Origin of the sequence: Chryseobacterium populi (assembly GCF_000282115.1) — a bacterium.
GTDB classification, from domain to species: domain Bacteria; phylum Bacteroidota; class Bacteroidia; order Flavobacteriales; family Weeksellaceae; genus Chryseobacterium; species Chryseobacterium populi.
Window position 1 is genome coordinate 41616 of sequence record NZ_AKJY01000063.1, and the last position, 22027, is coordinate 63642.

At 37.9% G+C, this 22027-nt stretch carries 9 protein-coding genes and 1 tRNA gene; 7 read left to right on the plus strand and 3 right to left on the minus strand.

The window, feature by feature from the left end:
- Positions 1–3: 3 nt before the first annotated feature.
- Positions 4–2514, minus strand: coding sequence for an ATP-binding protein (locus PMI13_RS14555; RefSeq protein WP_007845003.1), 2511 nt, complete (start codon positions 2512–2514; stop codon positions 4–6).
- Positions 2507–3727: a DNA cytosine methyltransferase gene (locus PMI13_RS14560; protein ID WP_034669604.1), complete on the minus strand. Its 1221-nt coding sequence runs from the start codon at positions 3725–3727 to the stop codon at positions 2507–2509. Before PMI13_RS14560 ends, PMI13_RS14555 begins: the two co-directional genes overlap by 8 nt.
- A gap of 316 nt (positions 3728–4043) precedes the next feature.
- Between PMI13_RS14560 and PMI13_RS14565 the strand changes: the two genes are divergently transcribed.
- The 5 genes from PMI13_RS14565 to PMI13_RS14590 all read left to right on the plus strand — a co-directional run bounded on the left by PMI13_RS14565 (position 4044) and on the right by PMI13_RS14590 (position 16684).
- The gene (locus PMI13_RS14565) at positions 4044–4370 is read left to right on the plus strand and encodes a hypothetical protein (RefSeq protein WP_007845006.1); all 327 of its coding nucleotides are present in this window, start codon (positions 4044–4046) and stop codon (positions 4368–4370) included.
- Positions 4371–4523: 153 nt separating this feature from the next.
- Positions 4524–4589 (plus strand) — tRNA-Ile (locus PMI13_RS14570).
- A 693-nt stretch (positions 4590–5282) separates the two neighbouring features.
- Entirely contained in the window at positions 5283–14699 is a 9417-nt protein-coding gene (locus tag PMI13_RS14580; RefSeq protein ID WP_007845008.1) for a hypothetical protein, read from the plus strand.
- A gap of 395 nt (positions 14700–15094) precedes the next feature.
- Positions 15095–15859: a type I methionyl aminopeptidase gene (gene map / locus PMI13_RS14585; protein ID WP_007845009.1), complete on the plus strand. Its 765-nt coding sequence runs from the start codon at positions 15095–15097 to the stop codon at positions 15857–15859.
- A 57-nt stretch (positions 15860–15916) separates the two neighbouring features.
- Positions 15917–16684 carry a Rossmann-fold NAD(P)-binding domain-containing protein gene (locus PMI13_RS14590; RefSeq protein WP_007845011.1) on the plus strand — a complete coding sequence of 256 codons (768 nt, stop codon included), beginning with the start codon at positions 15917–15919 and terminating at the stop codon, positions 16682–16684.
- A gap of 90 nt (positions 16685–16774) precedes the next feature.
- Here the strand turns inward: PMI13_RS14590 and PMI13_RS14595 are convergent, their stop codons facing one another.
- Complete coding sequence (locus tag PMI13_RS14595; RefSeq protein WP_007845013.1) at positions 16775–18916, minus strand: outer membrane beta-barrel protein; 2142 nt, start codon at positions 18914–18916, stop codon at positions 16775–16777.
- A 620-nt stretch (positions 18917–19536) separates the two neighbouring features.
- On the opposite strand from PMI13_RS14595, the gene PMI13_RS14600 reads away from it, so the two are divergent.
- Positions 19537–20874, plus strand: a complete 1338-nt coding sequence (locus tag PMI13_RS14600) for a tetratricopeptide repeat protein (RefSeq protein WP_007845015.1) — start codon at positions 19537–19539, stop codon at positions 20872–20874.
- A complete protein-coding gene (locus PMI13_RS14605) occupies positions 20871–22019 on the plus strand; it encodes a lamin tail domain-containing protein (protein WP_007845016.1) in 1149 nt (382 codons plus the stop codon). The genes PMI13_RS14600 and PMI13_RS14605 overlap by 4 nt, the downstream gene beginning before the upstream one ends.
- Positions 22020–22027 lie beyond the last annotated feature (8 nt).

Here is a 22027-nt window from a genome sequence, read left to right on the forward strand (position 1 = left end):
TATTTATATTGTAATTTTGAAGGAAGCCCCTTTTAACTTAATATTATTACCAATAAACTCAATACTTCCTTTCAAATTTTTAACTCGCTTGTCAACATCATACATACCAATACCAGATCCTTTTTCTGACGATTCACGAACACCTAATTCAAAAATTGCCTTAGGATTTTTTGCTAATTTTTCAGGAACACCATTACCATTATCAGAATAAAGAATTTCAAGTTTGTTATCTTTTTTGCAAAATTCAACGATAACCTTTTTAGCTTTAGCTTTAATTGAATTTGAAATAAGGTTGTCAAGAATTATATCAATATCGATAGGGTTAAGAACAATGAACTTATCTAATACATTTTCTACGTTGATTTCAAAATTTTTTCTTGAATCATGTACTTCTAAGTATTCTTTTATATAAATTGGAAGATTTATCCTTTGATTCGTATGTTTATAATCAAAATTTGATTTTATAATGATTTGTGAAACTTTTAGAGCTTTATCAATATTATTTTTTATTGAATAAATTTTATTTTTTATTTCATTATCAATTGAAGTTGATAACAAATCATTGACATATGTAGATGCGTTACCCACATATAAATCAATTGAATGGACAAGTTGCTCTGCATCATCACTTAACGTTTTTCTTGTTGCGTTAAGATATTGATTTTTTTTAGTTTCAATACTTAGCTTATCAGTAAGATCTTTATTCTTTTCTTTTTCTTCCTTAGCTTTCTGTTCAGCTTTTAATTTTGCAAGTTCGGCTAATGCTCTTTCTTTTTCTTTCCTTTCGGCTTCAAATTCTGCTATTCTTCTTTTTTCAGCCTCTTCTCGTTGCTTTCTTTCAGCCTCCTCACGTTTTTTTCTTTCTTCTTCTGCTTTTTTCTCGGCTTCAATTCTCTTTTTTCTTTCTTCTTCTTCTCTTTTTTCAGCGTCGTCTTTTTCCTTTAGAATTTTATTAAAGTTGTCTTCTGTTAACTTTACTTGATTAAGTAGGTCTTTGTCATTAGTTTTCTCTGCTATTTTTTCTAAGTCTGCAATAAATTTAGGTTGGACAATATCAAGTTGTTCATTAACGAGATTTAATAAGTCTTTGTTATATTCTATTATTTTAATGTCTTTATCATCACTTAGTGTTTTGATCAAGTTCACAAAATCAATCTTACTACCCAAGTTACTTAAAGCATCTTCAAAAAAATCCTTATCCTTATCTTCTTCTAAGTTTTTTCTAAAATTTTCAGCTACTTTTTCATTTAAAAAATAGTTCCGTCTTTTAAATCCTTCTCCCCAAAGCACACCTACAACATAACGTTCTAATCTCTTTAATGCCTTTTCGTATAAAATTTCAAATAAAATATTTTTGCCTACAGTTTCCACAAGTCCTCCATCTCGACTTGAAACTTCTTTAAATTCATTAAAGTTCTCAGTTATTAATTCGACTGCACCAAATAAATCTCTTGAACCTAAAAATCTATTATATCCTTGTTGTTTTCTGTTGTCAATTTTCCAGCTATCATCTCCAACATTTCCATAAGGTTGGACCCTAAAACCATTTTTAAATAAAAATACATTTCCATAATTTACAGGTTCAATGTCCATTAATTTGCCAAAGTTGATTTTAGCACTTCGATTCAAGAAGTAGAGATTAATCTCTAAATCATTAATAATTGTATGAAATTTATTAGGTTCTTCTATATGGTAAATTAATGTTCCTCTATCAATTATTTTTGTAGTAATGTATTTATCTTTTAAAACTAAATCAATTTGGGTTGTTTTTAAATCAAAAATTTTCAGTATAGTATTATCTACTATACCATTAATTTTAAGATTTTTATCTGAATTTTTATCTAAGTTAATAAAATTTCTTGCTTCAATTTCAATGACAAAACTATTATCTTTTGAAAATGGGTTTATAAGTTTTTCAAGTGATCTTCGGAGTTCTCTTAACTTAATTTCATCCCAATTTGAATTAAGTTTAGAAATTTTTAGGATTGTTCCATTTGAGTAAGATTTTGGGAAAATTTTTTCATTTTTGATTTCTTTAAATGGAATTTCGATAGAACCAAAGCTTTGTTGTGCATCTTTTTCAAATTCAGCCCAATCAACATCAACTTGATATGTTTGATTTGTATTAATTTTTGATGTTATAAGTTGTAATTGCCCCCCTAATCTATCACATGAAAAACGTCCAACTCCCTTAGCTCCAGCATAAAATCTTCTGGATTTTAGATTGTTTAAGTGAGAATTTCTTTTTAAACCCTCATCCTCAGTATTATCTTTTTTAGCAGAGTAAGCAACCGCAAACCATTTTTTGACTAAATCATCTTTTGACATACCTTTCCCATTGTCAATAATAATTATTTCATCATCTTTAAAAATAATTTTCACAAAATCAGCATATGCATCATAAGAATTTTTTACAAGCTCATATATAGCAATAAAATCATCGGTAATTAAATCTCTACCAATGATGTTTTTCATTCCCGTCTTTATATCAAATCTTAATACACCTTTATCCATTGAGTAAGTTTCTTAAAATTATTCCTGCTTGTTCTGCAAATAAAGGGGGGATCGCGTTACCTATTTGAGAATAACGTGGAACTTCTTTCTTTCTTAATTTTCCACCAGTTGTATATTTACCCTTAAACTCATACCAATCAGGAAATGATTGAAGTCTTGCATATTCTCTCACAGTTAGAATTCTCGGCTCTTTATAATGGATATAGTCATCTGGTAGAGTTGTAATAGTAGGGCTGCAATCTTTTTCTGACAAGGGAATAATTGTATGTTTTTTTATATTAAATCTTAGTCTTATCTCATTTGTAATATCTAAATTTCTTCGATCTTTAGTTAAGTCAAGAATCTTTTGAAACTTTTTTATAGTAGTTTCTTGATGTTTTGCAAAGCGATGACTATCAGGTGTTTTATTAGTAATATTCTTTCTTAAATATTTTTGGTACTTTGAAACAGGTTGACCGTATTTTGATGACTTATATCCTGAGGAATCTATGCTTTCAACAATACCATTTGATTGAACTAAATCAGAAATAGCATCCTCGACAGTGTTTATAAATTTTAATTTTTTTGATTTTAGAAATGAATATTTATTTTTTTCTAATTCAGAGAAAAAACTATTAACCATTTCTTGAGAAGCATTGTTTTTTGAACATTTAATTCCTATTAAAATAAATCTGGTTCTTTTTTGAGGTACACCATATTCTGAAAAATTCACCAGTTTTCCTTGAACATAATAACCTAAATCTCTTAAGCTTTTTAAAACCAATTCAGAATAAGCAATACCTTTTTCCTTATTTTTTTTGAATTCCATTGTAAATCCTCTCACATTTTCAAAAAAAATTAAATCTGGCTGAACTAGATCTACAAATTGAATATAAGATTTAATAAGCTCATTTCTTTCATCAGATTCATTTCTTCTACCTGCCATAGAAAAACCTTGACAAGGAGGTCCTCCAGCAATTAAATTTATTTGACCTCTAAGATTTTTTAAGTCTGATGAATGATTCTTAATTACTTCGTTTATGTCATGGGCACTCTTGGTTAGCCAATTAGGCCAATCAAAATGTTTTTTTTTATTTATCAGATTATACTCCAATGTTTTAAATGCATCCGAATTTTTTTCGATAGCAAAAACACCCTGCCAGTTAGAATTATGTAATCCTAAAGAGAGCCCTCCACATCCAGAAAATAGATCTATATAATTTAAATTGTTCACAGTATACGGATAATTTATCAAAATTAACTTATTTTTTCAAAATTTTGGATTTCTAAAAAAAAAAATAAAAAAAATTATTTAAAAGTACTTCCACCTATCTAAGCTACCCCAACTCATTCTCAGAGGAAATCATCCCCCACTGATAAGAAAACAAAAATTTTACAGGAACAATTATAAATTCAAGTTGAAAGTTGAATTTGCTTGTGCTGTACAATGTCAATTCTTGTGGTGTTATTTCTAACTAAAAAATCAAAAACAATGGTAAGAATTATTAATTACAAAAAAAGAGTAGCAGAGAACAAAGAATTCTTTGTACTTGAAGTTTCAGGAGGTATTTGACCTTATTTCAATACCGCCTTATGAATTTATTGAGAATGGATTGCTATTAGAACCCTATGAATACTTTGGAAAAATTAATGAAGTTTTAGAACTAAGAACAAAACATATTCTTCTGTATTTTAATGCTGATGTATTGATGAGAGTAGAATTTCTATATCCAGGTAACATTTTAGATTTTTTAAAACAGAAATTAGAAGAGATGCAGGGTATTGAGTTACCAGAATATATGATGTTGATTTTGAGAAAGGATAAGAAATTCTCTGTATTGATGTATCAAAATAAGAAAATTATTCAAAATCTTTAATTCAGATCAGTATTAATCAAATCTCATTATTAAACCTATTCTCTATTATGTTAGCACTTTTTAGTCATTTCCCTACTAATAATAGGTAATAAGGCTCAATTTTAGGCATATGTGCTATAAGATTAAACAGATAGTGTTTTAGTAAATATATTAAGTTCAGTTGGTTAGAGACAGGGATTGATAATCCCAGTGTCCCTGGTTCGAGCCCAGGTGGGACCACATAAAAATCAACCGCTTACATAATGTGAGCGGTTTTTTGTGCTTTATTCTTTCATTTCAGAGAGTTGTAATATTTCTCCCATCCGGTCTGAACAATTATAAAAAAGGAAAACTCTAAATTATATTCCTGGCACTGTTATATTTCTATTATACTCAATTTTTATGAAGCAATTGATAAGATTGGAGGAAAGGACAGGATTGTAACTATATTCCTCTGCTTTTCCAAAACTACAGGCCTGTAAACACTTTCCAGAAGTCCTTAATCTATTGAACCTAATACTCTTTAGCTGGTAAAACAGAAAAAAGTAAATAATTGAAAAATATATAATACGACAAGTTTTGGCGCAAAGCCGATACATATTTGCTTCACAAAAATAAAAAACAGCTGTAGCTTAAATGATAGACAAACCTTTAAAAAATTATTATGATGAAACCTTTATAAGATTCGATCCTAAAAAGCAACCGGTAAGTAGTAACCAATTGTTTACAGAATTTAAAAACGCAGATGACTACATAAAAATACAAAATGTAATTTATACAGTTCCGGTTTATATTACCATCCCGATAACTGTATCATGACAGAGGTAGAGAGCATTATGTAAATAGTAACAAACTTGCTTCATACTTCTGATGTTAAAAGACGCAGGTATTTATTGCCTGTAATATTTTCATTAATTAAAAACACAAATATCAATGACTCCCATTACATTAGGAGAAAGAACCTTCTTCATAGAAGCTGAACTGGCAGCTTACCTGGACACGACAGAGATATCCATCCTGAACGTCCAATTTCCTTCAGATTTTGAACTGACTCCCGGGCAAATCAGTGCTTTAAGCACGATTTCCACCGGATTTCTGGCAAATATTACGCCATCTATGGCTTATAAAATCCTATTGAAAAATACGGATGCACTTTCCGGAGCTCAATTGGGGGTACTTCAACCAGACACCTTCAACAAAATCCATGAAAAATTAACGCAGGCCCAGCTGAATGCCATTCCTTTGGAAAAACTGTCGGCCCTGTTCAATCCGTCACCTGATACCGCGACGCCTTGGGAAATTAATATTGCCAAATGGCTGCGGTTGCCCGATGCGGGTTCCATACATCCAATTTTTAGCAATTGGGGGCAGATAACGGACACGATGAATATCGAAGCCTGGAGCTTTATTTCACCTGACCTTTTTGCAACAGTAAATGCGGAATCTTTTATCAATTCCTTTGCAAAGGAAAGTTTTTTAGATTCTCTTACAACAAATAATAATATTGTTCGGGACACTCTTAGTCATCTTACCAATCTGCAGATTCGCCAGATACCTGCAGATGCAATGAGTACAATCCTGGAACAATTGTTCTGGACATTAAATAGCCAGGGAGATTTTTATACTCTGTCTACCGGCTTTTTAGGCAGGTTGAGTCCTGAACAGCAAAAAACACTTTCTAAAGACGTACTCAGCAAACTAAATAGGTCTGCCTTTCAGTTTATGGAAGCCAACGCTCTGGCAGCCCTCTTTCTCGCTTGGACAGAAGATCAGTTAAAAGCGTTACCCCACGACTTATTTAGATTGTTGGATGATGCTGTGTATGATGCTATAAAGCAAATAGGCGTGCAGACGGCATCAGATTTAGTCCGGAAGATTGTCCCGGAAGGCCGGATTTATCTTGCCAACAGATTTTTTGAAGGAACTGCACCAGGTCTCGAGCCTGCTCAACGAAGTATATTGGACGCCTATTCTCCTGAACGCTACAGGGGCAGAAAAGATCCGTATATAAAGCTTTTCAGTAAAATAACACCAGGAGATGCAGGTGAATTTCATCTCGACTTCTTTAAAAATATGAAGTATTATATCGAAAAAATTCCACCGCTCTTTTTTAAAAATGTTGTTCCGGATCAAATGCGTGCGATTCCCATAGAAGCCATCGGAAAAATAACAAGAGAGCAGTTGTTGGCCATGGGAGATAAAATCCTGGCCTGGAATTTTGATCAGTTTAATGCATTGGATGGATCCCTGGTAGACTCCGTAGATCCGGAAATATCTAAAAAGATTTTAATGAAAAATGTGCAAGAAACTACTACGGCAGGGTCAATCATGGAAGCCGAGCTCGCCGTTCTTAAGGAAGGGCTTAAGCACAATTTTTCAGTGATCAATGTAGTAGCCCAAGATCCCAGAGCAGCACTGAAATATTGGGATTTTCTGAACTCGCAGGAAAAAGCACATCTCATATATGCGATTGTGTGTCCCTCAAAGCATTTGATCAACTTTCTTGACGTTCTAACCACTGATCAGTTGATAAATATCGATCCGGCAGTTGCCCGGTTTTTAGTTCAGAGGTATAAATTAGACGGAATTTTCGTTCTGACAGAATTTATTAAAAATCTATCAAATTCTCCCAAAGGTGCAGAAGTGATTTCCGAACTATTCCGGAAGGGCTTTGCCGACGAATCTTATCGCTTAGTGAAAAATAGCATTGAATACCCTATCGGCTCTGCCAACAAATATGATGCCCAGATCTTTATTGTGGTAGGAGATGAAGCAAGGCAATTGTATGATGCGCTTGGTTTTGCCTACAAAATGCCGGATACCGTGCCTACACTGATCTATAAATACGACAATGGTACTAAAGCAACAACTCTCCTAAGTACCGTGAATGGCAAAATTGATGGTGTTGATAAGAGCCCGGGGCAGCTCCTGAATGAAAAGAAGAACATCCGGACCTATCTGCTCGGGCACGGTGCTTCTGACAAGTTGTTAATTGGTTTACCGGTAAACGCTTCCCAAAGCGGTCACGAAACGGGGTTAACTCCCACCGAGACCTATAGGGTAGTCACCCAATTGTGGAATGACCTGAGTCCGCATTCCTCCGCCGGCTTTGTTAAGCTCAGCATTCTGGGATGTCAATTGGCCAGCCCTTTACGACGTACCGACCCTACGACCGGACTCAAAGTTCCCAATGGTCCGGATGATTGGAACACCCGTTTCAGCGAATCTTTTCTGGGTCAGATCAGCCCTCTGTTTCTCGAAGCTCCGGATACTCCTTACCGGGCTAAGCTTAGTATTTCTGCATTTTTGCCATTAACTGGTACCCCAGCAGGTAGAAATCTAATAACGCCTGGAAATGATCCCACCAAGACTACACATTATTTTCAGAGCAGCGAAAATAAAATTGTGACCCGATGGAACGCACAGGAAAATCGGTTGGTTTGTGTCAGGTCAGGAAATAATCCGGGAATGCTAATAGAAGAACATAGTCTTTTGCAATCCAATGCAGCTTATCCCATTAATACTTTATACATGAGTGAGGAAGATCTTCATGAAAATCTCAGCCATCAACTGGCTTTGGCGTTTACGGATCCGGAGCTGTCGGAGAATAATAGAATTAAAGATACACGCGGTGTTAGCTTCCTGAGCCATGATGAAGATTTAGACGGCAACCGTATTCTCGTATTGCAGCAAAATTCTGAAGACGGCGATCTTCCGTCACGGCATCATATCTGGGATGTAGAAGAAACTTCTGGCAGTGAGGGTGCTATCCGCGTTGCTAAAAATTTAAAGCGTATCAGCATCACAGGAAAAGGCCCTGCAGACGCCCGCTACCACCTTGCGATGAAGGAACTTCAGAACCTTCGCAAAGGGATTGCCCAAGTAACGGCCAATACCGAAGCGGTAATGAAGCTTCCGGATTTTACTGCACTTTCCGCTACCGATCAGCAGAGGGCCCGGATCTTGATCTCATCCCTAAGCGGCGTAGTTCCTGAGGCAGATTACAATAGCCTGAAGGCCCGACACGGCAGTATAATAAAAGCCCTGGAAGCTTTGGTAGTACGAAAAGTGGAATACAACCTGGATATGGACCGTCAGGCAGAACTGGCCCTGAGCGCCATTACAGCCATGGATGCTGCAGAATCCAAAATCTTTTTGACCAGCAACGCCCTTGTCAGTTGGGGAGCAGACAATAGTGCGAGTCTGAATATGGAAAAGCTGCGCAGTTTTATCATCAAAGCCGATACCATTGAACGTTTCCGTCTGATGGCAGCCTTTCTTCGACTGGATGAGGCATCTGCTGCACCTTTGCTGCAAAAGTTTAAAAGTGCACAAGATGCCGATCTGAAGAAGCTGGGAGCAAAGTTAGAACAACAACGTAAGGCTGTGGCTCAATCTAAAATAGGTGTAGCCGACAGAGCCAGTGATACGATCTCTAATGCAGTGGAAATCTATTCCGTAATCATTGGTATCTTTCAACTGGCTAAAGGCTGGAATACGTCTACTGATGCCCAGAAAGCTTTAGACCTCACAGATATTATAGGGGGTACAGTTTCGGGGATAGCCAGTACTCTAATGATGAAGACCCTGCAGCAGACCACCAAAACTCTGGCCGGAGCGGGAATGTCATTAACCAGTGCAATGAAAATTACCATGGCAGGCTTTTTGGGAGTAGATTTTGCCCTTGCAGCGGTAACCCTGGCCTCCGTAGGTCTCCAGTGGAGTGATTTTTGGGAAAGCGGCCAGGGAATGGATAGTTATGCGTACAAATCACTGGTAGCCAGTACTGTAACTACCGTAGTCTTCACAGCCATGGGGCTGGCTCTCGGGGTAGCCGGTCTTGCAGCTTCCCTCAGCACAATAGTAGCAGCCAGTATTATCGGAACGATTGCTGCGTCTGCCGGCCCGATTGGCGCGGTGATAGCCGTGGCGGCCTTTCTGATCAACGGCATTGTACAAGGCGCATTGCTTATAAGTGAGTATCACGATTATTACAGTAATGATGCGGAAAGGGTAGAGCAGTTCTTTGCCTCCTGGATCGGTATAGAGACGAGCGCAACTAAATGGGCGAGAGCCCGGAAACAAGGTCTTGAAGCAGCTGTCCGGTTGGGAGAATCCCTTAACAACGGTTGGGCAAAAACCCGCGATTTTCTGGAAGCCAATTACCACAAAGAGGGGTACCGCCAGCTAAATTATTTCGATAAAAAATCTGTTGTAAAATCTGTGATATACAACGACTCTCTCAAGGTAGGAGGCCCTGTCAGCCTTCAGAGCGTTTCCGAGACTACCACCAACACTCCTCTCAATAGAAGGCTGGATGTTAATTCGTTGGGCGAAAACGCGAGTTACAATTTCATACCCCCTTCAGGTAACGACTTACCTACCGTATTTTTAGGAGATAACGTGCGGGACACGACCTATACTGCACAGGGAAATCCTTATGCGGATAATTTATTCGACCTGCGGGGTTCACTGATCAATTCAGCAAAAAGTGGAGAAAAAAATAATACCTTTCTGCTGGATCGCTCTACTACCCTTATGACTAACCCTGTATTGGACAGCGAAGGCTGTATTGTAGGCTTTATAGATGCCAGAAAAGGGGAAAATGCTGTCAACCTGGATGCCCGTGATACGGAAGTCACTGTATCGCTGCTGCTTCAGAATAATTTGATGGAACTTATTTTCGATGGTCCTGCTCTAAGTAAAGAGAGAGACCCGGAAGATAGCAGTATTAATCTCAATAACCATCAGTCACCTTCCTATGATAATCTCTCCAAAAAAAAGGTGCAGATTAAAGGTAATGTAGACCAACTCCTAATTTTCAACGCGCTGAAAGTAACGGTGGGCACACCCGAGAAGCGCGATTATCCTTCTGATCAGAAAGGTGTATTCTATAATATCAGCGGTGTTGAAAATGCGGACATAATCATATACGGGGAAGGTGGCAGCAATGTATTTACCGCCAACGAAGGTATACAGATATACAGCCGTAGCCAGGATGCACTTTTCTGGGATGGAAAATGTAATACTATAGTTCATCTGGAATCAGGTTTGGGAATCACCCAGCAGCTGTTCATCAACTTTTCAGGAGATTACCGCCATCTGGCAGCCCGCCGCTCGGATCATGCAGTAGAATTACTGTATGGAGACGCTAAGCTTAGTATCCGGAATATCTACCAGGACAACGGGCGTACTGATGCTTCCAAAATCGTTGCAATCCGGGATAGATCCGGCCTTCTGTTTTCGCTAAATGCCTTGGCTGTGATGGGAGGTTCCTTCACCAAATTAACCCATCTTTCCAAAACATTCATCTATCCCGCCAGAAAGGAAGTGCCAACAGACGAAAGGGATTCTGTAACAGGAGACCAGTCTGTTAACACCTACAGCTTTTTCAAAGGAGCCGGTAATTTTATACTAGACTCACCCTATCAGCATCTTCAACAGCTGGTACTTGAATCCGATCCAGGCAAATTGCGTTATAAAAGCGCTTCAGAAGATGAACTGTTGCTGGAATGTGAGGGGCAGCAATTATCTGTTGAAATATTCAATTACAGACAGCTTTACGAAAAAGGATTACTCAGAGTCTGGATCAAAGACTCCACTGGATCAAAAACTGATTTCACGGAGATGGAATTACCAGATCCGGAAGCAGAACCAAATAATGAATGGGTATCTTATCAGGAGCCCGTTGGAAAACATTCTGGACTTACCCAGGCAGATCCGGAACGTATTATTGAACTTCAGAAAATTACAGTTGATCAGGAAATTACGGCAACAGCACTGGCAGCAGCGAATAACAAACTCCATGTAAGCATTCCCGAAAATGCAGATCCTAACCGCATTATACAATGCAGGCAAAAAAATGACCTGATATTGTATCTGGCTGAATCCGGAATCCAGGACGAAATTACCGGAAGACCACCGGGTATTATCGTACGGGAAGTCTTTAGGAATAATTCTGTTCTGAAAATGGCCCTGCATCAAAATTTCCGGGAAAAGGAAGCCGGTGCTTATGACCTGGAACCCCACCATACCAAAGAACAGGCAATAAATATTCCTGCCAACAAAGAGATCAAAGGCCAGCTGGCAATGCCGGGTGATGAAGACTGGTATGTTTTTCCGCTTTCACAGGCGGTGCAATATGACGTAGGAATAACCATTAATACCGGGAATTGTGAACTGGAAAGTATTATGAGCAGTAATGGTCTACCCATACGTGCTGGGAATGGGGGATCTATGTTCCCACGTTCCAACCAAAGATCCTTCTCGATTGGATCTCATATCAGTCAGGATAAAATGTATCTGCGTGTTTTCCGAAGTCCGGATGATCCTGAGTATGTGGAATGCAGCTACACTTTGCAGGTACTCCTGCCGAATAGTGTTGTGCCGGGTGCTGCCGTGGTTCAGTCTGCGGTATCATACATACCGGTGCCCCGTGTTTCGAAACTTCTGTTATATCCTACCCGTCTGCTGGGCCACAACAGTCCGGAAATGCTGGATGGTACAGCTTATGCCGTGGTAAGTTCCAATGGTTCTACAGTAGAAAATAACTACCATATCAACATGGGCAGTAGTGAGCGGTCGGAATGGACCGTAGATAATACGACTATAGACAATCTTACCGATACTTTGGAATTAACGGGTAATATCCGATTTTCCGATCTCCGCCTTGCAGCTTCCGGGCAGGATGTAGGATTGTCCGCCACAGTGGATGGAAAAATTAAAACGGTATGGATCAAAGATTTTAATAAGAATAGTGCTGTGCGTGCGCTGTCCATACGCCTGCCGCATTATACCAAAGCAGGAGATACTACACTGGACTTTGTCTTGCCTGTTTATGAACCTGTCAGCAACTGGTGGGGGATTCCCAACGCTCCGCAGGTAGCCGTCACAGGCACCGGGTATTATCTGCTGACTTTGAATCCTGATGTGAAACAATGCACCAAACTGCTGGTAACCGAGGCATTCTATCTTGTAGCTAAAGATGGCGCAAAAAGAGAAAAGATCGGTCAGGATCTACGCATAAGTACGGATGACGGCTCTCAGGTGCTTTATCTTAAAAACTACTACAGTTGCCCATTTTCAGTAGAAATTATACCTGTGGAAGAAGTTTTCAACACAAACAATCCAGCCAAAAATCTTAGCGCCAGCCCACTTCCTGTCTTGGGAAGGTACAATGATGAAGCTTCTTTCATCCTGCCAACAGGACTGGAGAATGACAAGATGAGATACAAGCTGGCCCGCCTTATGTATGAAGATAATTCCGGTGAATTATCTCTATTCCTGGGTATTATTCAGGAATACCTCCGTAATTATGATGGATCCCTCTCAGAGCACCTTCTGAAAAATAATAGTATTTATTTCCAGGGAGAATTCGGTAATACACTAATAGAAATTTCCAGGATAAAAGGTCTTAAAGCAGATTTTGAATCCAGAGATTCTTTGGAAATGACGGCAAATGAGCTGGCTGTATTAGGTACAAATCAAACACCGCAACAGTTATATAATTCCGAACTGATTACTCTCAACAGCCGTCTGGCTTCATTAAACTTCATATTAAACAAATCAAATTCGAATAATCCTGACGGAGGCGCAAACGAATCTGTGTACAATGCTATAAATGATGTAAACATTGAGATCCTGAATTTAAAACAAAAGATTATCAATTTGTATATTGAGAAATTCAATGCGAAATTAGCAGAGAAGAATGCCGAGATAAGCAATACGCAGGTTTCTATCACCACACGTCATCGCAAAGCCCTGAAAATGCTGCTGGCTTTCGCTAAAGTAGCACAGGAGAAAGAACAGCAAAGAGATGAGACATTTATTAGTTTTGTCAGTGATTTTATCTCTCAGTATTTATCCGATATCCAATGGGATCTGCCCTCAGATAAGACATGGACACAAAAGGATGCAGCCTTTGTTTTGGACATGCAGCAGTTGGGAGTGCCAGTGCAATGCATGCTCCACGTACTCCGATACAATCTGACGCTTATGCAGGTGAAGGCTTACTCCAAAGCAGATGCGAGCTGGAATATGGAGAATTTTAAAAAATTCGTCATTGTTGTCAGCGACAGCGGACTAGCGGCTAATGGGCTGGACATCCCGAGGGATATGCAGGAATGGGGCATCTCCAAGTTTACTTTCTATATGAATGGCTTAGACAAAAATAAGGCATTTACGGCCCTTTTGGAAGCTCAGGGATTCTTCGAATACTGGCATGAATCCTTAAGCAGAAATATGACCCAGCCGGGATCCGAATACCAGTACTTCCTGATTGACCCTTTCTATGTATATGACATACAAAGCGCTTTCCATAAACATTCCTCTACAAGACTCAATCAACCTATGGACGTAGCGGTTATCGGGAAATTCGCACAGGCCCTGGTAACTTCCTTTGATATAAAAACCAATAATACCGAACGTCTGCAGTACGAAAGAGGAAAAAGGAACCACCTTATCGCCGTAACGGCCAGCGAAGGATTAGGAAGCCAGCCTCAGGCCTCTTACAGAATCATGAGGTCTGAGATTACCGGCGAGGGCTCCATTTTAAAAAGGAAATCCCGGGAGGAGAATGCTGATTTTCGTACGGGCTATATTACGGATAACCAAGGCATGTCTCCTTTACCGGAACACTTTCGTTCCGCGTATGATAATATCATAATGAAACCGGATGAAACCGCCAAGTGGGTGGGGCATTCAGACCTTTACTTCATCCATAAAAAATATCAGGATAACAGTATTGATAAGAGCCTGTTCTGGATAGAAAAAACGCCTGCCGGAATGTCTTGGGATGACAAATCTTTACCGGCAAATCTTGTGAACGGGGAAGACAAACCGGGCGGAGTATACGCCTGGAGACCTGCTGTTCATTATGGAATAGATGGTAACCCTCTCGCTCTCCATTTCGATATTTCGCGGATATATCGTGAAAACTCGGGACCTTATCTTTATAATCCTTGGGGGTCTGTATATGCACCAGTAGAAGTATGGCGACAGATTTCTGACAGCTTGGATTATGTTGACGAACAGGGCGTCTTCTTTGAATTCAGGAATAAAATCCTGCTTACCCAAATGAATATCTCCTGCAGCTTAAGTTCGGCGCTAAAAGATAACCCTGCCGCAGAAAGTACCTGTACCTGTATGGTTTATGCTTACGACCCATTCTGGAAACGATACCGAATACCGGTAAGCCAAACGTTCAGCTTCCCGGGTAATACGGTCATAAATGTTCCTTTGAATACCAGAGGAATACCTTATGAAAAGTATGAACTCCGTTTTGAGGGAGGTACCTACCACCGCGATTGGTGGATTAAAGAGGTAACTTTTGATACAGCGAAAATCGAGTAAATCTCTATGCAAATCAAGCGGGGCGGAATATATAAAACCGCCCCGTTTTTTTGTTTACAGTATGATGTAAAATATTTTAGAGTTATTTCATTAAACATGCTTAAACCCGTCTACATCCACGACGCTCCACATAACTCCAATATTTTTATAAATAGCTGATATAAAGTAAATATAACTCCACATAAATAAACGGGAAACGTTGCAGGTGGGATCACAAGAAAAGGCACTTACAGAAATGTGAGTGTCTTTTTTGCTTATTTGAAACCAAGGCATATTAATTCAGGGGTATAGATATGAGCCAGGATGTCATTAAATCCTTAACTTTGTGATTCCAACGATCATTGAACCGGAAATATCTTACCAGAAATAATACCAACAATCAAAAAATAAAAACGATGTCCATCACAAACGAATCTGAATTAATTGGGATACAGAAAGCCAGTGAAGCGGTTGCCTATACCCTGAAAGAAATGATTAATTATGCTCAGCCGGGCATGACGACAAAAGAAATTGATGATTACGGAGCGAAGATCCTTTCTGATTTTGGAGCAAAATCGGCCCCTTATCTGACTTACGGTTTTCCGGGGTGGACATGCATTAGCGTGGATAACGAATTTTGCCACGGAATTCCTACGGATAAACGGGTTTTAAAGGAAGGAGATCTGATTAATATTGATGTTTCGGCAGAGCTCAATGGTTTTTGGGCAGATAACGGAGGTTCTTTTATTATTGGAAAAGATATTCATCAGCATCAGAAATTAGTGGATGCTTCCAGGGAGATTTTACAAAAAGCAATCAGCAATATAAAAGGTGGTGTAAAAATAGCGGATATCGGATTGTTGATGGAAACCGAGGCTAAAAAAAGAGGCTTCAGAGTTATTAAGAATCTTGCCGGGCATGGTATCGGAAGAAGCCTGCATGAACAGCCTGATGAGCTGTTCAATTATAAAAACCGTTTTGATTCCAGAAGGTTCAAGAAAAATTCTGTGGTTGCTATTGAAACATTTATTTCGACCTCTTCAAATCTTGCAGTAGAGCTGAGCGATGGCTGGACCATGGTGGGGAATAATGGCGGTTACATGGCCCAACACGAACATACGATTATGATAACTGACGGGAAGCCCATTATTTTAACAGAAATGAATGAGATATTGAATTAAGCCTGCCTGGAACAATAAAGTATATACAGAAATGGGAATGTTTTTTTAATGTGAAATATGAGGAAAGCAGGAATTATCGGATATGGCTGGCTGGGCTCGAGAATAGCAGAAGCGTTACCTGGTCATGATAAAATCTATACCACAACGACCTCCCCGGATAAAGTTGATCTCATTCTTAGCAAAGGATTTCACTCAACAATGGTTGATTTTAATGATGATGGATCAGATAGCATGCCGGATCGATGGGATGTTGTGGCAGATCTGGATGTTTTGATCATTACCATTCCGTTTTCGGAGAAAAGATCCGGGGCAGATGCTGTACGGAATAGATTTCAAAAATTAGCTTCATTTATTGGTGGCTTTAACGGACAGATGTTTTTGATGAGCTCAACCGGAGTTTACCCTGATATTCCGGGAGTGTTTGTTGAGGATAATTTACCTTCGGAAGAGGTATTGATTGAAAGTCTGGCTAAGAAAAAATACAATCAGATAAATATTTTAAGATTGGGAGGATTGATGGGTGATGGAAGAATTCTGAAAAACTTTAAAGTCTCCAATCCGGATGCTGTTGTCAATCATATCCACTATGCAGATATCTGTTCTGTGATTACTAGAATGGTGGAAAAACAAATTCATTCAAAGCTTTATAATGTGGTTGCCCCTCTTCATCCAACGAAACGGGAAGTTCTGAATATTCAGAATAATATTCTTTTTATACAAAGTGAGTTTTCCGGAAAGAAAAGAGAAATTTCATCTTTAAAAATGATTTCGGAGCTTGAGTTTGAGTTTCAATATCCGGATCCAGGATATTTCCCAATATCATAGTGCATATATTAATAACGGTAAACTCTTTGACTTACTGATAAAGAAATCAAAGAGTTTAAACAGGGAATTTATTATAGATGGTAATTAGTTTTACTTTCCGCCTCCGCCACTTTTTTCAACATCTGTTTTCGTATTTTCTTTCACCTTCTGGTTCCCGAAACGTTTTACGAATGAAAGAGAAAATCCGTACCAGTCAGATTTTGAAGCATTGCGGAAAGTTCCGGTCTGGCTGTAGGTCGTTGCATCAAAATTGGGTCTCTGAAAAATATTCATAAGCTGCAGACTGACTTCCATTTGGGTTTTCGGGAAAATTTTAGTCATGGAAATATTATGAAAAACATTGGTTTTATTGGCATAAGAATTTCCATTGTTCTGATTGGACAGCTCAACCCAGGCGCTCAGGTTAATATTCTTATTGAAAAGATTCGTGTATGAAAGGTTGGCAGAAGCCCCAAGATAATTGATGTAATTTCTGGCTTTCAGGTCGTTTCTCTGGTTAAAATCGCTGTTGTCGATATAGTACCAGCCAATCCCGACATTTACGTTCAGTTTGTTTTTGAGAAAAGTCTGGTTGGTATTGGCAAAAAGATAATACTTCTCTACCTTTCCATTGAAATTGGCGGGCAATGTAACCGTTTGTCCATTTTCTTCGATAAAGGTTGTCCAGTAATCCTGGTCGGTAAACATATACCTGACGGAAAGGAAATATTTTTTAAGGATTCCGAGTTTCATATACAGCCTGTGGCTTGGGTTGGGCTCCAGATCCATATTTCCACGGGAAGATATTCCTTCACTGGTCGGAATAAGGAAAGGGTTAAACTCTGAGTACCACGGGCGCCAAAGATTGCGGTTATAGGTAAGACTTAAATCATACTTGTCTGAAAAAGAATATTTAAGCAATAAATTGGGGAGAAATGTGCCATAAGAATCTTTTCTTTCAGTGCCGGCAACATCCTGTCTCATCTTATAATCAATATGCTCATAGCGGAGTCCGATCCTGGTTTCCAGTTTTTTGAAGAAAGTTTTGCTGTAGTTGGCATACAGGGAGTTAATATTGTCCTCATAATGAAAAATATCATTTTTCCGGGGATTGGCCTGGCTGTTATCATACAGGTCATTTGGAATAACATTGTTGTTGAAATCCATTTTGCCCCCTACTTCAAAAGTACCGCCGGATTTTCCCAGAGGCTGGGTGTAATCTACTTTTACATAATAATTTCTGGTTTGTTCGTTAGAATTCGTTATTATTTGATTCATATCAGGAGAATTGCTGAATGTTTTTAAAAACTCATTCATGCTTTCCTGTGAATTGTAATTGGAGCCTAAGTTGATATCCAGGATCCTGTTTTTTTCCTTATCATAATACTTATAAAAAGCATTGGTTCCTAAAGTACGGTAACGTCCTGTTAAATCCTGGTCCTGGTGATAAGAGTTCTCAAATACATTATTGAGTGATTTTGTGCCGTCTGCATCAGAAGTGGAAGTGTTTTTGTTCTGGTAATACTCCAGGATAAGTCCTACATTGTTTTTATCATTCAGTGCAAATTCGGAAGTAGAGGAGACAGACGGGTTTTTGCTTTTCGAAATGGTTTCATTGTTGATTGTGGTAACGGCGTTATTTTCATATAAGCTGTTAACATTAAGATTTTTCTGTACCCATGTATTGTCGCTGTAGCTTCCGATCAGGGTCTGGGTAAAATTTTTCTTATGATAATTGAGATTAAGGTTGGTATACTGCGAGTTTTTTGTATTCTGTCTGTTATTGAAGGTTACACTTCCTTTCATTCCTTCATCATCTCTTTTTTTCAGGACGATATTGATGACTGATCCGGAGGTTTCATAACGTGAAGAAGGACTTGTGATCACTTCAATTTTCATCAGGTTATCAGCAGGAATTGTGGCGAGGTATTCCTTTAATTCTTTACCTGTAAAAACAGATTTTCTGTCATTGATATAAACAGTAACCGCTTCACCCTCGGCTTTTATGGCGTCATTATTATCAATACTTACTAAAGGGGTCATTCTCAATACATCCCAGGTTGTATTCCCTGCCAGGATAGAGCTGTTGGCAACATTAAACACTGTCCTGTCTACTTTCGATTCTACTGTTGGTTTTCTGACAGTTACTGTAACTGCTTCTATTTCTTTTTGCTTGATCGTGGTATCTTTCACGGCCTGGGCAAAAGTAAGGGAACTTATTAATAAAGCGATGGGTGCTAAAATTATTTTCATTTCAAAAATGGAGTTTCATCTTAATAAGACATCTGTTGCGAAGAATATGTTACACCTGATAGTGAAAAAAACAGAAAATTAATATTGCATATCCTGATGAAGTCATAATGTAACGGATTCAAGAAAAAGAAAAGGATAATTATTTTCAGGTCTGCAATTCTTCTTTTAAGTCAATTAATGAAAATTTGTTTTTTCTGGAGTTTTGTTGTGTATTAATTAAAAAATGAAAATATTAAATCAAGTTGTATTGTAAATTATTAATAGTTTATTCTTTTAATGTAATTTATTTATGTTAAATAAGTTAGGTTTAACGATTAATCAACTTATATTTGTTTTAAAATTAATATATAATTAATGTTATATTTTGGATTTTAATTATTTTTATTTTCTTATAAGTAGTTAAATTTATGATTTATTGTATGTTTTTATGTTAAAAAGATGTAAAAGGAGTAAAAATATGATAAAAATCACGTTAAATTGAATTGGTATTATTTCATTGAATTATAAAAAGTTTTATATTTGCATCAATGTAAGGGGAAGTTAAACATTGATTTTAAAACTTATGTGGTACAACAATCCAGGCATTAAACCCTGTCTTCCCCTTTTTTTAAAACTAAAAAATGATAACCAGAAAAAAATTTCTAGCCCTAAGTTCATTAGGCGCTGTTTCTCTGCTTTTTCCTAATTTTTTATTTTCAAAATCATTTAAACGTACTCATATTATAGATGTTGATGCAGCTTTAAAAGAGGCTGCTTCTTTGCGTCGTGTAGGTAAGTTTGAGGAGGCTAAGAAGATATATGATGATATACTTGCCGGATATCCTGGCGAGGTCAGAGCTTATGATGGCTTAAGAAAAATTATTCTTTCCGGCGGACAACAGGAAGACGTCATTAAATTGCTTGGTGAGGCGGTAAAAATTAATCCGGAAAATGCTGACATAAAGCAGAGACTTTACAGAGAATACTTTAATGCGGCAATGGGAAATAAAAAATTAGCCGGTACATTGGGTATAGAAGGAAGAGTATTGGTAGAGGTCAAAGAAAAATATGCTTCATTTTTAGAAGGGCATTCCAACCATCATAATATTGCCAAACAGCTTGAGAAAATCACCAAGTTTGTAGAATGGAATGCAGATACGGAGAATCCTCATACCAATGCGCCTTTAAAAAAATACAGAAAAGATCAATATCAGTATAACAAAAACAGATTCAATGAATACTCCAGTGAACAGATGAGTGCCAAGCTCGGGGAGCTTCTTTCTAAACCTAATAATGATATCAGACGGCCGCACATCAGGGAAATGTATCAGCTGACCCTCAAAAAATACAGAAAAGAGAAAAATACAGATGTGGCCTTGGAACATGCTATTAAATATTATGATACGGTTAACAAACAGGATCCTCTTTTTATAAAATACATCAGAGACCTGGCTAAGTATCAGAAAAAATACGATACGCTGATTGAGCTTGAAGCCCAAAACCATAATATTAAAAAAACATTCTGGTCGGCTTTGGCATTATTTGATGCCTATCTGAGAAAAGCAGAAGATACCCATACTCCGGTTCCTTCGGAGCTGACAGCACTGATCCCGTTTTTGAAAGATAATACCCTCGCACCTACTAAGAAATTCGAACTTCTTACCAGACTGATAAAACTAGATATTATTACAGGACAGACAGACGCTGCAAAAAATAAAATACAGGAAGAATGTAGGAATATGTACGGGGTATCAAATGCTCATACAATCGACAGGTTGAATGTTTTGGCAGCCAGATATTATGTGAAAACAGGTAATGATGATGGGAAAAAGAAAGTAGTGGGCATTGCGGTTAACCCTAAATCTTATCTCGAAGATGCAGATGATTTCGTCAAATCTCTTGCAATGATGAATCTTAGCCGGGATTCTTCTAAAATTGTTCACTTACAAAATCTACAAAAACTAATCGATAAACTATGAAGCTGAAATTTATTATTTCCTTAATTTTTTTGCTTTACTTCAAATCTGTTTATTCCCAGTTAGTAATTACAGAAGTATATTACAATACACCATACAATGAGAAGATGTCCTTTCAAAATGATAGTGGTATTGTTAGTGCAAAAAAACACCATTGGGGTGAATTTGTTGAGATATACAATATAAGTGACAGAGATATTACCCTTAAAGACTGGTACTTAAAAGATGGTCAGGGAATATTCTGGCTTCCTGCAGATAAAACGATTAAAAAAGGAGAGTTTATGGTCGTTGCATATAGTAGTTTTCCTTCGGAGATGACTCCTTTTACGGAGCTTTTCTCAACAACTGCAGGAAAAGATAATCAGATTATTCTTCAGGACCGTATCATTCTTAGAAACAAATCGGAAAGAATATCATTGGGACGTTCATTTAACGGGATAAACCTTATCGAAAAGAGTAAATATGAATGGAATGACAAGGATGCTTTTAATTTTATTGCCAACATTTGGCAAGATCCGGCCCAGTTTTATAATGTAAACTCTATCCAGTTTAATCCCAATTCTACTGATTATGAGGCTATACCCAATCCATTGGCAGCCACATACGTTCCACCTACACAAAGTTATGAAGATCTGGTGAGGGATGATTTTCAGCAAAATTATAGTTATCTGGACTGGACTGATAATGTGAATGATCTTTTGAACAGGGTATGCCTGATTAATATTGAAAAAGTAGCTCAAAGCCCAACAGGTACCTATGATCAGGGATCAGTATGTTTTACTTATGATGAAGCAGGTAATATTTTGGCAGGGGCAGGCTGTACTTCGGATACCGGACCGGGTTCTGTATCTCAGGGATATAGTAGTGACGAGCTTGAAGCTATTAAAAACAGTATTGTGATTTCACCCAATCCTACCAAGGCATCGGATTCTTATAATGTGACGATGAGCTGGTCTGGCCCGGCACTGAATAAGATCAATAATATTCAGGTGTCTAGTTCAGTCGGTGTGATTATCTACGGTTTTGCACCTGGAAATGGAATCAATACCACCACTTTTAATCTTCAAAATCAATTACAAGGGGCCTTTATTGCAAATTTTGTACTAAATACAGGGCAGATTATCTCCAAAAACATTCTAAAATGGTAACGGTTAAT

Excerpts from the sequence above, each read along its gene's own strand:
- PMI13_RS14555 (WP_007845003.1), bottom strand. The coding sequence starts at position 2,514 with ATGGATAAAGGTGTATTAAGATTTGATATAAAGACGGGAATGAAAAAC.
- PMI13_RS14580 (WP_007845008.1), top strand. The coding sequence starts at position 5,283 with ATGACTCCCATTACATTAGGAGAAAGAACCTTCTTCATAGAAGCTGAA.
- map (WP_007845009.1), top strand. The coding sequence starts at position 15,095 with ATGTCCATCACAAACGAATCTGAATTAATTGGGATACAGAAAGCCAGT.
- PMI13_RS14590 (WP_007845011.1), top strand. The coding sequence starts at position 15,917 with ATGAGGAAAGCAGGAATTATCGGATATGGCTGGCTGGGCTCGAGAATA.
- PMI13_RS14595 (WP_007845013.1), bottom strand. The coding sequence starts at position 18,916 with ATGAAAATAATTTTAGCACCCATCGCTTTATTAATAAGTTCCCTTACT.
- PMI13_RS14600 (WP_007845015.1), top strand. The coding sequence starts at position 19,537 with ATGATAACCAGAAAAAAATTTCTAGCCCTAAGTTCATTAGGCGCTGTT.
- PMI13_RS14605 (WP_007845016.1), top strand. The coding sequence starts at position 20,871 with ATGAAGCTGAAATTTATTATTTCCTTAATTTTTTTGCTTTACTTCAAA.